The organism is Kitasatospora sp. NPDC001660 (genome assembly GCF_053596725.1).
In genome coordinates this window covers 213,443-225,436 of record NZ_JBSFGU010000007.1, presented here as the reverse complement: position 1 = coordinate 225,436, position 11,994 = coordinate 213,443, and the positions used below count along the sequence as shown (strand labels likewise).

The 11,994-nt window shown below is 72.4% G+C and carries 15 protein-coding genes; 9 read left to right on the top strand and 6 right to left on the bottom strand.

Annotated elements, in window-relative coordinates; all coding sequences use genetic code 11:
* Positions 1–122: 122 nt before the first annotated feature.
* Entirely contained in the window at positions 123–488 is a 366-nt protein-coding gene (locus ACWCXH_RS11100; RefSeq protein ID WP_449801102.1) for a hypothetical protein, read from the top strand.
* A gap of 85 nt (positions 489–573) precedes the next feature.
* Here ACWCXH_RS11100 and ACWCXH_RS11095 read toward each other — a convergent pair whose 3' ends face one another.
* Together ACWCXH_RS11095 and ACWCXH_RS11090 are read right to left on the bottom strand one after the other, a co-directional pair.
* The gene (locus ACWCXH_RS11095) at positions 574–2,067 is read right to left on the bottom strand and encodes an FAD-dependent monooxygenase (protein WP_449801101.1); all 1,494 of its coding nucleotides are present in this window, start codon (positions 2,065–2,067) and stop codon (positions 574–576) included.
* Positions 2,064–2,699 (bottom strand): PadR family transcriptional regulator, encoded by a 636-nt coding sequence (locus tag ACWCXH_RS11090; RefSeq protein WP_449801100.1) that lies wholly within the window; start codon positions 2,697–2,699, stop codon positions 2,064–2,066. The genes ACWCXH_RS11095 and ACWCXH_RS11090 overlap by 4 nt, the downstream gene beginning before the upstream one ends.
* Before the next feature lie 156 nt (positions 2,700–2,855).
* Here ACWCXH_RS11090 and ACWCXH_RS11085 point away from each other — a divergent pair, with 156 nt between their 5' ends.
* Complete coding sequence (locus ACWCXH_RS11085; protein ID WP_449801099.1) at positions 2,856–3,797, top strand: TIGR01777 family oxidoreductase; 942 nt, start codon at positions 2,856–2,858, stop codon at positions 3,795–3,797.
* Between the two features lie 19 nt (positions 3,798–3,816).
* Here the strand turns inward: ACWCXH_RS11085 and ACWCXH_RS11080 are convergent, their stop codons facing one another.
* Positions 3,817–4,314, bottom strand: coding sequence for an ArsR/SmtB family transcription factor (locus ACWCXH_RS11080; protein WP_449801098.1), 498 nt, complete (start codon positions 4,312–4,314; stop codon positions 3,817–3,819).
* Positions 4,315–4,386: 72 nt separating this feature from the next.
* Here ACWCXH_RS11080 and ACWCXH_RS11075 point away from each other — a divergent pair, with 72 nt between their 5' ends.
* The 3 genes from ACWCXH_RS11075 (at position 4,387) to ACWCXH_RS11065 (ending at position 6,761) form a co-directional block, all read left to right on the top strand.
* Positions 4,387–5,706: an MFS transporter gene (locus tag ACWCXH_RS11075; protein WP_449801097.1), complete on the top strand. Its 1,320-nt coding sequence runs from the start codon at positions 4,387–4,389 to the stop codon at positions 5,704–5,706.
* A gap of 102 nt (positions 5,707–5,808) precedes the next feature.
* On the top strand, positions 5,809–6,225 hold the full coding sequence (locus tag ACWCXH_RS11070) for a hypothetical protein (RefSeq protein ID WP_449801096.1): 417 nt from the start codon (positions 5,809–5,811) through the stop codon (positions 6,223–6,225).
* Positions 6,222–6,761 (top strand): SixA phosphatase family protein, encoded by a 540-nt coding sequence (locus tag ACWCXH_RS11065; protein ID WP_449801095.1) that lies wholly within the window; start codon positions 6,222–6,224, stop codon positions 6,759–6,761. Before ACWCXH_RS11070 ends, ACWCXH_RS11065 begins: the two co-directional genes overlap by 4 nt.
* Before the next feature lie 46 nt (positions 6,762–6,807).
* On the opposite strand, the gene ACWCXH_RS11060 is transcribed toward ACWCXH_RS11065, so the two are convergent.
* On the bottom strand, positions 6,808–7,209 hold the full coding sequence (locus tag ACWCXH_RS11060) for a peptidase inhibitor family I36 protein (protein WP_449801094.1): 402 nt from the start codon (positions 7,207–7,209) through the stop codon (positions 6,808–6,810).
* Between the two features lie 76 nt (positions 7,210–7,285).
* On the opposite strand from ACWCXH_RS11060, the gene ACWCXH_RS11055 reads away from it, so the two are divergent.
* Positions 7,286–7,810 (top strand): hypothetical protein, encoded by a 525-nt coding sequence (locus ACWCXH_RS11055; RefSeq protein WP_449801093.1) that lies wholly within the window; start codon positions 7,286–7,288, stop codon positions 7,808–7,810.
* Between the two features lie 247 nt (positions 7,811–8,057).
* Here the strand turns inward: ACWCXH_RS11055 and ACWCXH_RS11050 are convergent, their stop codons facing one another.
* The gene (locus ACWCXH_RS11050) at positions 8,058–9,716 is read right to left on the bottom strand and encodes a beta-1,3-glucanase family protein (protein WP_449801092.1); all 1,659 of its coding nucleotides are present in this window, start codon (positions 9,714–9,716) and stop codon (positions 8,058–8,060) included.
* A gap of 196 nt (positions 9,717–9,912) precedes the next feature.
* Here ACWCXH_RS11050 and ACWCXH_RS11045 point away from each other — a divergent pair, with 196 nt between their 5' ends.
* Positions 9,913–10,068, top strand: a complete 156-nt coding sequence (locus ACWCXH_RS11045; RefSeq protein WP_449801091.1) for a hypothetical protein — start codon at positions 9,913–9,915, stop codon at positions 10,066–10,068.
* A 17-nt stretch (positions 10,069–10,085) separates the two neighbouring features.
* On the opposite strand, the gene ACWCXH_RS11040 is transcribed toward ACWCXH_RS11045, so the two are convergent.
* A complete protein-coding gene (locus ACWCXH_RS11040; protein WP_449801090.1) occupies positions 10,086–10,889 on the bottom strand; it encodes an AraC family transcriptional regulator in 804 nt (267 codons plus the stop codon).
* A gap of 49 nt (positions 10,890–10,938) precedes the next feature.
* Between ACWCXH_RS11040 and ACWCXH_RS11035 the strand changes: the two genes are divergently transcribed.
* The gene (locus tag ACWCXH_RS11035; protein WP_449801089.1) at positions 10,939–11,376 is read left to right on the top strand and encodes a DUF2000 family protein; all 438 of its coding nucleotides are present in this window, start codon (positions 10,939–10,941) and stop codon (positions 11,374–11,376) included.
* 93 nt (positions 11,377–11,469) lie between these two features.
* Positions 11,470–11,943: a nucleoside deaminase gene (locus tag ACWCXH_RS11030; protein WP_449801088.1), complete on the top strand. Its 474-nt coding sequence runs from the start codon at positions 11,470–11,472 to the stop codon at positions 11,941–11,943.
* Positions 11,944–11,994 lie beyond the last annotated feature (51 nt).

Sequence of the window (11,994 nt, the reverse complement as noted above, 5' to 3'; positions counted from 1 at the left end):
GGGAACACCCGACCGACTCCGGGCACAACGGACCCGCACGGATGCACCCGGCGCCGCCGAACCGGCCGCCGGGCACCCGCTCGCCCTCATCATGGCGCACGTCTTTGAACACGTTCAACTCGATGGCGCCTCGACGGGCCGATGCGGCTGTCGCCCTCCGCCGCGAGGACCCGGCCCTCGCCTCCGTCTACCTGACGTACGCGCAGCAGCCGGCCGACGCGGGCCACCCGTGTTCCTTCGCCACCCACGACCGGGAGTTGAGCGACCGCATCGACCGGCACCTCGGCGGGAAGGGCCACGAAGCCGCCCCCTGGGAGTTCGAGACCCTCCTCGGCCTCGGCCCCGACCGCCTCGCCGCCATGGCCGAACGCGGCCACCCCACCCGCGAGTACGTCGTCTTCGGCACGGAGTGGTGGCTCTACGTCTGCAACCGCGTCGCCGAGGACCCGCAGCGCCTGCTCCAGGCCCTCGTCGACGCGGCGGCGTGAACGGCCCTGCGGTCAGTCGCCGTCGGTTCGCCCCGGCCGTCGCGAGCGGCATCGCAGAGGCGGAGGCCGCCCGATCAGTCGACGATCAGGCTGCTCCGTACCAGTGCTGGAGCGCCTGGTGGAGCCCATCGGGATCGCCACCGTCCTCGGCGGTGCGCAGCCAGGCGGTGTGGCCGTCGGGCCGGAGGAGGACGGCGCGGATGTCGGGGTGGTCAGGGCAGGTCGCGGTGACGAGGTCCACGCGGTCCTCCCATCCTGCGGCCGACTCGCGGATGTCGGTTCCTCCCGTCAGGTCGAGCAGGACGCCGCGCCCCGGGGCAAGCAGCTCGCTGAGGCGGGTACGGCCGTCGCCCGTGGTCAGGGCGAGATCGGGCGCGAGGCGGCCCAACCAGGGGTGGCCGGTGTCGGGGAGCGTCTCGTAGCGGGTGTCCAGCCCGGTGACGGTCTCGGCAAGGGCGCGGTTGCCCGCGGGGTGGCGGGCGACGCGGGTGAGCAGGTCGGTGAGCGGGCCGAAGCGATCGCCGAATTCGCCGAATCCACCCAGCTCACCCAGCTCGCCCAGCAGTACCTGGGCCCGGGTGTTGGCGAGTACGCGCGCGCCGGCGGCGTGGCGTTCGGCGTGGTAGCTGTCGAGCAGGTGCGCCGGCGCGGTGCCGCGGACGGTGGCGGCGAGTTTCCAGCCGAGGTTGAACGCGTCGTCCAGGGCGAGGTTGACGCCGATCGCGCCGGCCGGCGGATGGATGTGCGCGGCGTCCCCGGCGAGGACGATCCTGCCCCGGACGTACTCGGCCGCCTGCCGGGCGGCGTTGCCGAAGCGGGTCAGCCAGCGCGGGGCGCGCAGTTCCACGTGGCGGCCGAGCGCCTCGTCGACGGCGGTCTGCAGCCGGTCCAGGGTGACCGGGGTGTCCTGGTCGGCGGGAGGCTGCCGGTCGGTGGTGATGATCCGGACGTAGCCCGGGCGGGGTATCGCGAACACGCTCCCGCCGGGACCGCTGGTCACACCGAACGGCAGCGCCTGCGGGTCGGCGAGTTCGACGTCGCCGAGGAGGGAGAAGCGGGTCGCCGCCGTGCCGGGGAAGTCGATGCCGGCCCGTTTGCGGACGGTGCTGCGGCCGCCGTCGCACCCGACCAGATACGCGGACCGGACGCGGTACTCGCCGCCGTCGGCGGACACGGTGGCGGTGACGGACTCGAAGTCCTGTTCCAGGGAGCGCAGTTCGTGTCCGCGCCGGATGTCGGCGCCCAGGTCGAGGGCGTGCTGCTCCAGGATCTCCTCGACCCGGGTCTGCGGGATGCCCAGCGAGTACGGGTGGCCGCTGTGCGCGCCCGCGAGGGTGAGCGTCACCGGCAGGCCGGAGAACGCGGCCTGCGGGACCTGCCGACCTTCGGCGATCAGCCGCTCTGCGAGGCCGCGCCTGGCCAGCAGGTCCAGGGCGCGGGCGTTGAGGTTGAAGCCGCGGCAGAAGTCCGGCCGCCGCGGGTGGCGTTCGAGCACGATCGTGTCGACACCGGCGAGCCGGAGCTCGCTCGCGAGCAGCAGCCCGGCCGGGCCGGCTCCTGCGATTAACACCTCGGTCATCGGGTGGTTCCCTTCTCCTCCGTCGGGTCGGACCAGGTCCAGCCCTCTTCGGTTCGCTCGCCCTTGGGCCAGGCGAGGCCGCCGTTGCGGATCTCGGCGATCGTCCGCCGTGTCCAGGCCAGTTCGGCCTCCCAGGCGTGCAGCGCGCACTCGACCTCGATCATGAACAGCCGGGGGACGGCCCCGGAGCCGACCGTGTCGGCCAGCACCGCGCCCGTCTCCTCGATCCGCCGGGCCAGGTGCTCGGCCCGTTCGGACAGCGCCTCCGCCGCCCTGTCAGGGCCGAGCGCGCCGAGGTAGGACACCGCGGCCATGAACTTCGGGTACTCGGCGACGGGCGTGCGCAGCAGTTCGTCGATCCAGCGGACGAACTCGCCCTGGCCCAGTCCGGTCACCGCGTACACGGTGCGCTCCGGCCGCCGGCCGTCGCGCGCCGTCTCCACCGGCTCGATCCAGCCGTGCCGCACGAGCGACTCGACCGTGTCGTACAGCGACCCGGAGTTGACCTTGAAGCTGCTGTCCTTGTGCCGTTCCCGCAGGGTGGACCCCATCTCGTACGGGTGCATCGGCTGCTCCTGCAGCAGGCCCAGCACGGCCAGCGCCAGCGTGTTGGAGATCTTTCGCTTCGCCATCGACGATCACTCACCGATCCCTAGTAGGTCCCTAGTAGCCGGAACCGACTATACGGCCCCGGCTATCGGAAGTGAACGGCCAATCCTTCGGTGCGACGCATTTGAACGCGTTCAATTGAGGCGCTAGGCTCGAAGCCGGAGATGAGGGGGGAACCCATGAAGATCGTCATTCCCGGTGGCTCCGGCGCGCTCGGCACCCTGCTCGACCGCCGTCTGACGGCCGCCGGACACCACGTCGTCGTCCTCAGCCGCCGGCCCGCCGGGCCCCGCCAGGTCTGGTGGGACGGCCGGCACCTCGGGGCCTGGGCGACGGAGGTCGACGGCAGCGACGTGGTGCTCAACCTCGCCGGGCGCAGCGTCAACTGCCGCTACACGGAAGAGAACCGGCGGGCGATGATGGACTCCCGGGTGCTCTCCACCCGGGCCGTCGGCCGGGCGATCGCCGCCGCCCGCCGCCCACCGGCCGTCTGGCTCCAGATGAGCACCGCCACCGTCTACGCCCACCGCCACGACGCGCCCAACGACGAACTCGACGGCCTGATCGGCGGCGCCGAACCCGACGCCCCGGCATCCTGGCGGTACAGCATCGACATCGCGCGGGCGTGGGAGGACGCCCAGGCCGAGGCCGACACCCCGCACACCCGCCGCCTCGCGCTGCGCACCGCCGCCGTCCTCGGGCCCGAGCGCGCAGGCGCGTTCGACTCGCTCTCCTGGCTGGCCCGGCTCGGCGCCGGCGGGCCGATCGCGGGCGGCGCGCAGTACGTGTCGTGGATCCACGAGCGGGACTTCGTCCGCGCCGTCGAGTTCCTCACCGCCCGGGACGACCTCGCCGGCCCGGTCAACCTCGCCGCCCCGCAGCCGCTGCCCCAGCGCGAGTTCATGCGCGACCTGCGGGCGGCCTGGGGCATGCCGCTGGCCCTGCCCGCCACGCGCTGGATGGCCGAGCTCGGCGCCTTCGCGCTGCGCTCGGAGACCGAGCTGCTCCTGAAGAGCCGCCGCGTCGTACCGACCAAACTGCTGGACGCGGGCTTCGCCTTCGAGTACCCGGACTGGCCGCAGGCCGCCCGCGACCTGGTGCGGCGGCTGCGCGGGCGGTGAGGGCGGCCGGGTCGGATCGTCAGGGCCGGTTCGGGTCGGGGTGCACCACCATGAAGAGCGACCAGGCGGGCGCCGTCGGGTCGTCCGGGCGGGCGGCGAACTCCTCGAGCAGGGCGCGGAGCCGGGTCTGGAACTCCTCCATCTCCGCCGGCGGCAGGCGCAGCCCGAGCCTGGTGCTGTCGACCTCGGCCGCGGGGGCCAGGGCCAGCTCCTCCAGGAACGCGTCGAGCATCGACCGGTCCTGGGCGGCCGCATCGATCTGCCAGGACTTCCGCGTCGCCAGATAGGGAATCTCCCGTGCGCCACGCGCGCCGCGCTGCTCCTCCTGGGCCTCCAGAAAACCGGTGCGCACGAGGGTCCTGGTGTGGTGCAGCACGCTGGCGGGATCGCGGCCGAGGATCGCCGCGATCTCCTTGTTGGTGTGGGCCTCACCGAGACAGATGCGCAGGATGCGCAGGCGGAGCGCGGAGGCGAGCGCCTTCGCCTCCGCATCGCTCGCCAGCCGGCGTTCGGTCATGGTCGGGAGTCTACCGATGGGTCGGGAGGAAGAGTGATTGACAAATCCCAATCACTCTTCCATGGTAGCCCCATGACCGCTCCCGAGCCCTCGCCCGACCGACTGGCCAACCGCGGCGGACTGTGGCGGCACGCCGACTTCCGTCGGCTGTGGGCCGGTGAGACGGTCAGTCAGTTCGGCACGACCGTCAGCGAGTTGGCCCTTCCGCTCGTCGCCATCCTGGTGCTGCACGCCAGCACCTGGCAGGTCGGGGTGCTGGCAGCGTGCGAGACCGCGGCGTTCGTGACCGTGGGCTTGCCGGCCGGCGCGTGGGTGGAGCGGATGCGCTTCCGTCGGGTGCTGATCGTCAACGACCTTGTTCGGGCCGCCCTGTTGGCCTGGGTCCCGCTGGCTCAGCTCCTCGGGATGCTGACGATCGAGCAGTTGTACGCGGTCGCGCTCGTCACCGGGGTGAGCACGGTCTTCTTCGACGTGGCCTACCAGTCCTACCTGCCCCAGCTGATCGACCGGGAGCTACTGGTCGAAGGCAACGCGAAGCTCCAGGCCAGCGAGTCGGTCAGCCAGATCGCGGGCCCGAGCATCGGCGGCGCGCTGATCCAGGCGCTCACCGCGCCCTACGCGATGACCGTCGACGCGGTGAGCTTCCTGTGGTCGGCCGCGTGGGTGAAACGGATCGAGGTCCGGCCGCCGCGCCCCGAGCCCAGCCCCGACCCCAACCTGCTCCGGGAGATCCGCGACGGTCTGCGGTTCGTGCTCGGCAACCGGACGCTCCGCGCCATCGCCATGTGCACCAGCTCGGCCAACCTCTTCGGTTCGGTGATCTCTGCCGCCTTCTACGTGCTGCTCGCCCGCCAACTGCACCTCTCGCCGGGCGTCATCGGCCTGCTCACCTCGACCGCGGCGGTGGGTGGCCTGATTGGTGCACTGGTGGCCGGACGGTTCGCGGCGAGAATCGGCCAGGGCCCGGCCATCTGGATCGCGAGCGCGGTCGCCGGACCCTGCGCGCTGGTCACCCCGTTCGTGCAGCGCGACTGGACGGTGGGGCTGCTTGCAGTCGCGCAGATCGTGATGTGGATGGGCATCGTGGTCTACAACATCAACCAGGTCAGCTTCCGGCAGGCGCTGTGCCCGCCCGGGCTGCTCGGCCGGATGAACGCGACGATGCGGTTCCTGGTCTGGGGTGCGATGCCCTTCGGGGCGCTGCTCGGCGGCCTGCTCGGCTCGACGATCGGCGTCCGCGGCACACTGCTTGTCGGGGCGGTCGGCCGGTCACTCACTTTCCTGCCCGTTTTCCTGTCACCGCTGCGCCGGATGCGCGAACTGCCGTCCTACGCCGAGCCGGCGGCGGCGGGGAACCCCGCTGCCAGCCCGTTGGTACCGAGCGAGCCCTGAGAATGAGGCGAGTACGTGCTCGGCACAATCAGCAGCCCCGAGCACAAGTGACCAGTGGTCGTCCTTGCAGGGGCCTCCTAGGCGGCGCCGGTCGTCGGTGAGGTGGCTCTCCGGCACACCGAGGCCGGTCAGCACCGGTACGGCGGCCGGGCCGAGCCGGTACGGGTGTTCCGCGTCCGCGGGCCCCGCCTCCGGCCCGCCCGCGGGAACGAGCGCGCCGCTGTCCAGCAGGGCCTCGGCGACGGCGACGCCGAACCGCCCGGCGGCGTGGTCGAAGCAGACGCGTGCCCGGCGCAGCGCCTCGGTGCGGTTGTTGGCGCGGAGAGTGCGGGCCACGGGCTGGGCGGGGGCGAGGGCGGCCAGGCTCTCCATCAGTTCGGCGATCCGGCGGTCCGCGAGCTCGTAGTAGCGGTGGCGCGGCGAGCCGTCGCCCGTGAGCGGCGCCTCTACTGCTGGATCTGCCCGCAGCCGGACGCCGTCCGTCCCGTCGGCCCGGTCTGTGGCAGGTTGGAGGCATGAGCAACACGACCACGCCCCCGCCGCACCGCACGCTGATCGTGCTGCGCCACGCGAAGTCCGCATGGCCGGCGGGCGTGCCGGACGAGGAACGGCCGTTGGGCCCGCGCGGGCGGCGCGATGCGCCCGAGGCCGGCCGGTGGCTGCGCGACCGGGGGCTGCTGCCGGACGCCGTCGTGTGCTCGCCCGCACGGCGGGCGCGCGAGACGTGGAAGCTGGCAGCCGCCGAGCTGCCGGGGGCACCCACGGCGACATTCGATCCCCGGGTGTACGGCGCCGATGCCGGCGGCCTCGTCCGGGTGCTGCACGAACGGGGGCGCCGGGCATCGACCGTCCTCCTGATCGGCCACAACCCGGCCCTGGAGGACCTGATCCTCGACCTGGCCGCCGACCCGGGCGGCGACATGCTCGACCGTGTCCGGGAGAAGTTCCCGACCAGCGGCCTCGCGGTAATGGAACTGGTCGTCGAGTGGGATGAGTTGGGCTCGTCGTCAGCCCGCCTGACCGACTTCGCCATCCCGCGCGGCCCGCTCCGTTGAACCCTGCGGGACCGCTGGACGAGCAGTTCCGAAGCCGGCCGGGACGTCAGCCGCAGTCGGGCGTCAGTGAGGCGACCCGGCGGCCGTCGAGCTCGTGCTTGCCGAAGCCGGTGAGCTCCTGCTCGTCCCCGCCGAAGTTGGGCCGGTCGTTCAGGCGGATGATGCACCCGAAGTCGTCCGGGAGCGGGTTGACGGCGGAGCGCGGGTGGATCGGCGGCTCGATGTCGTCGAGCTCGCGCAGGTTGAAGCCGTCCTTGGTGATGTGGGCGTCCTCGTCGAGCAGGATGCGGCCGGTCTGGTGCGGGCCTTCGAAGAGGCAGAGGTGGCCCTTGGGGCAGTGGGCGGCCGCGGGCGCCGCCGGGTCCGCGTGGACGGCGGGGGCGGCCGCGACGGCGAGGCCGAGGGCGGCGGCGGAGGCGAGGGCGACGCGGAGCAGGCGGTGGCGCATGGTGGCTCCCAACACGAGACGGTGACCGACGGTGTCGTCGGCACCACCGCATGCTAGATGTTTCCTGGACGAACGAATGGCGCCACACGCGATTTTCCGCCACCGGGCGACGACGGCCGACGCGGCCACGTTGCTCGCCAACCGGACGCGGCAGGCCTGCGGGCGACGGCAGCGCCGCGCTTCGGCCCGGATCAACGGCTCGGCGTGGGCGGGGGAAGCCGGCGCGCACCTGGTCACCCACACCCCCGTGACCGCCATCAACACCGCCGGGCGCGTCACCGCACCCGCGGGCGACATCCTGGCCGACAACATCGTGTGTGCCGCAGGACCGTGGTCGCGTGACGTGGCCTCCATGGGACGCCCCCGGCCCGGCGAAGGTCGAACCGCATGGTTCACACGCGTTGCCCAGCAGCTCGGAACCCTCTACCCCGCCCTGGACGGCATCGGCTTGTACCGGGGCTGGAGCGGAGCCTTCGACGCCACCCCGGACAACACCACCCTCATCGGCGCTCACCCCGTCCGCCCGTTCCTGTGGGCGGCCGATTCTCCGGCCAGGGCCTGTGCCAGGCCCCCGCGGCCGGTGAAATCATCCGCGACTTGATCGTCAACGGCCAGGTGCGGCAGGGCAAATCCGCTCCTCGGGTGTCGTCGAGCCGTCGATTCGGCAGCTGCTTGGAGGTGTCCTGGGTCCGAAGTGATCCGGGTGGCCGGAGCGACGACAGCATGAGGGCCTGGAACCGGACCACGCGCTCGACCGGGCGGCGGCGAGGGCGACCGCCGCCACCCGGCGCAGCGCGGGCACGGACCTGCTGCCCCTGATGTGCACCCGGGACAGCAGGCGAAACCGCCTAACCGAACGTGAACCAGTTGAGGTTGACGAAGTCAGCGCCCTGTCCGCTGGCGAAGGTGAGGTACACGGTGTGCGTGCCGGTGGTCCGGGCGATGTCTGTGGGCACCGTCCGCCAGCTCTGCCAGCCACCGGTGTTGGCGACGGCGAAGCTGCCGACGGGTGCGGCGGTCGGGCTGTCCAGCCGCACCTGGACCAGCCCGCTGACCCCGGGCGCGGCGCCGGAGGCGACCCGGGCCTGGAACCGGGTCGCGCCGGAGCTGCCGAAGTCCACGCCGGCGTAGCCGAGCCAGTCGCCGTTGGCGATCCAGCCGATGTCCCGTCCGCCGCCGGTGTCGCCGCAGGCCTCGGGCGCGGTGCCGGACTGCGAGCTGTAGGACTCGGCCCGGATGGTGCCGAACGCGCTCGTCCCGCCGCCGGGTTGCGGCGACGGCCCGGGGCCGGCCGGGCCGTGCGTGCCTCCGATGGTGACGGACAGCAGGGTCGGGTTCGCCGACTGCACCTTGCCCTCGACGTCCACGCCGGCCGGATGGACGTCGTCGTACGGGAACGCGTAGCCGAGGTGATCGGGGTTGGTCGCGTGCAGGATGCGGGCGTAGTGGTTGGTGCGCGCGGCGGTGTAGAAAGCGGCCGGGTCCTCGCCGGTCGGCTGGTGCGGATCGTCCAGCAGGGTGGTGCGGTTGAGCGCGGCGGCGAGTCGCGCGCTCAGGTTGCCCATCAGGTCGTTGCCGGTGGTGAACGGCGCCGAGCTGCAGTTGAAGACGGCGGCGGTGGAGGGCTTGGCGAAGCCGCCGACGCCGGGGAAGGTGAGCACGCCGTTGCTGACCCGGCCGGTGACGGTGCCCCAGCCGGCCTGGGTGTCGATCACCAGGTCGGTGCTCTGGTACTTCTGCCACACGGCGGCGAGGTAGCTGTCGAGATAGCCGTTGAACAGCGTCGGGTGGGCGCTGACCACCGTGTTGGGGCTGAGGATGCGCAGAGTCCGGCCGGCGGAGTCCGGGACGATCAGCCGGTCCCAGTCGCCGCCGTCCCGGGCGGCCTGCGTGCGCAGCGCGTTCGCGGCGGATTCCAGGCCGCCGGCGGGCAGGCCGCTGACGCTCTGTCGGCCGTCGCCGGCAGTCAGGTCGAACGCGATCGGGACGGCGGCGAAGTCGACGTAGCTGATGTTGGCGTACAGCTGGTCCGGCCCGTAGGTGAATTCGCAGAATCCGTATGAGGTGCCGATGTTGGGGTCGCTCGGGTTGCTCACCGAGGGCAGCGCGATGCCCGGACCCGGGTTGATCAGGAAGACCAGCTCGCGGCCGACGGAGAAGTAGATCCGTCCGCTGGAGAGGTACGGCAGTCGGATCCGCCGCGGGGTGGCGTCGGGGGAGCCCAGCGCGATGGCGCAGTCGGCGCCGAGCGGCGCGCCCGGGGCGCTGGGGGAGGGCGGGTGGTAGAGCGTGCTGCCGTCGGATCGCAGGAAGGCCCAGCTGTTGCCCTGGGCCGGGTCGAGGCCGAGGACGTAGGCGTAAACCGGCTGGGAGGGCACGGTGTTGACCAGGTCGACGTCGAGCCGCTGCGGGGTGGTGCTGCCGTCGGCGGTCTGCGACAGAGCGAACAGCGCAGGCGCGGTCAGGGCCGCGACGGAGGCGCCGAGCATGGTCCGGCGAGTGATCACGGGGGCTCCGGGGGCGGTGGGGGCGGGTCGACGGCGCGGACTGCACCGCCTGGCTGTCACCCTCCCGCTCGGCGCTGGACACGTCAATATCTGTAACGTTAAATGACCCCTAAGCGTAAGTCAGTTGATTTCTTGAAATCTGATCCGGTCTGCCGCCTGCCGACCGAACAGGACTTCGCGAGCTGAGGCAACGGCGATGCGGGAGATGGTGTTCCGCCCGAACGCCTGTATTCCACGAATGCGTGCGACCTTCACCGATCTCGACGTAGTCGAGCTGCCGTGCGCGCGGCACTTCATTCAGGAACACGCACCGGACGCGATCGCGGCGGCGATCGCGAAGCGTTTCCCGTGAGTTCGATGGACGAACGTTCAGCCGGCGCGCCCCGCGCGGGTGTAGCGGCCCGGGGTGGTGCCGAGGACGCGCTTGAAGTGGCGGGTGAGGTGAGGCTGGTCGTAGAAGCCGGCGGCGGGCGCGACCTCGCCGGGCGGTCGGCCGTCGAGGAGGAGGCGGCGGGCGAGGTCGACGCGGCGGGACATCACGTACTGGTGGGGCGCGATGCCGTAGGCGGTGCTGAAGGCGCGGACCAGGTGCGTGGGGTGGGCGTGGAGGAGACGGGCGGCCTGGTCCAGCGTCGTGGTCCCGGGCAGCCGCACGTCGAGGAGGTCGCGCAGGTCGCGGGCGACACCGCGCTCGGGCGTGCCGTGGGGGACGGCGAGCCGGGGGCGGAGGCGTTCGCGCAGGCGCTCGCCGATGAACGCCAGGCGGCTCTCCGCCTCGAGTTCGTCCCCGGGACCGGCGAGGGCCGTGTGCAGCTGTCCGACGCGTCGGCGCAGCACGGGGTCGTCGAGGTCGGGGCCGTCGACCGCCGGGCCGATGAAGCGCGCGTCCAGCTGCGTCATGTCGAGGTAGAGCACCCGCTTGCGGAAGCCGTGGGCGGTGGCGGGCGAGCCGTTGTGCGGGACCTGGGGCGGCAGCAGGCTGACGGTGCCGTCCGGGGTGCCGCGCTCGTGGCGGTCCAGGTCGTAGCGGACCGCGCCGTCGTCGACGATCAGCACGGTCCAGGCGTCATGGACGTGCATCGGGTAGGCGTGCTCGGTGAAGTGGGCGTGCAGGACCTCCACGACGCCCGGGACGGCCGGGCGCCAAGCGGAGACCTCCTGCTGCGGCGCCATGCAAGGAACGTACAAGACGGCGGGGCCGCGCGCCCCGCAGTCTCACTGCATGAGAACCGATCAGACGGACGCTCCGGTCCGCTTCGACACCAAGATCGCCGTCCTGCTGCGCGAGGACCTCGAACCCTGGCAGCGGCTCAACGTGACCGCCTTCGTGGTCAGCGGGCTCGGCACGGCGTCGCCCGAGGTGATCGGCGAGCCGTACGAGGACGCCGACGGCACCGGGTACCTGCCGATGTTCCGCCAGCCCGTGCTGGTCTTCGAAGGGACGAAGGAGGTCCTTGCCGCCGCCCACCGGCGCGCCCTGGCCCGCTCGCTCCACAGCGCCGTGTTCACCTCGGACCTCTTCGCCACGGGCAACGACCGCGACAATCGCGCGGCCGTCCGGGCCGTGGGCACCGACCGGCTCGATCTGGTGGGGATGGTGGTCCACGGGCCCCGGAACGCCGTGGACAAGGTCCTCAAGGGGGCGCGGATGCACCCCTGAGCAGCGGGTGTCGCCGTGTCCCTGTCCGGCTCGGCGGCCTCCTCGCGCTGTACGTTTGACTTCGCCATTCGCACCGCCCGGAGGAGACCCGTCATGGCTGATCAGACCCGCACCCACCTGCTCGCGGCCATCGAACTCGCGGCCTCCGCACGGGCGCACGGCAACCATCCGTTCGGCGCCCTGCTGACCGACCCCTCCGGCGGCGTCCTGCTCACCGCCGAGAACACCGTGCTGTCGGACCACGACGTCACCGCCCACGCGGAGACCAATCTGGTCCGGCAGGCCTCCCGGCACCTGGCCCCGGCACAGCTCGCCACGGCCACCCTGTACACGAGCACCGAGCCGTGCGCGATGTGCGCCGGCGCGATCTACTGGAGCGGCATCCGGCGGGTCGTCTACGCCCTCGCCGCGACCGAGCTGAACGTCATCGCGGGAGCGGACCCGGACGAACCGGTGCTCACCCTGCCGTGCCGCGAGGTCTTCGCGGCCGGCGGCAACACCGTGGAGGTCTCGGGGCCGCACCTCTTCGAGGAGGCCGCCGCGGTGCACACGGGGTACTGGGGTTGACCGGCCGGTGGGAGCTCCCGGAGACCGGTGCCGCGTGATCCGCCCTCCCGG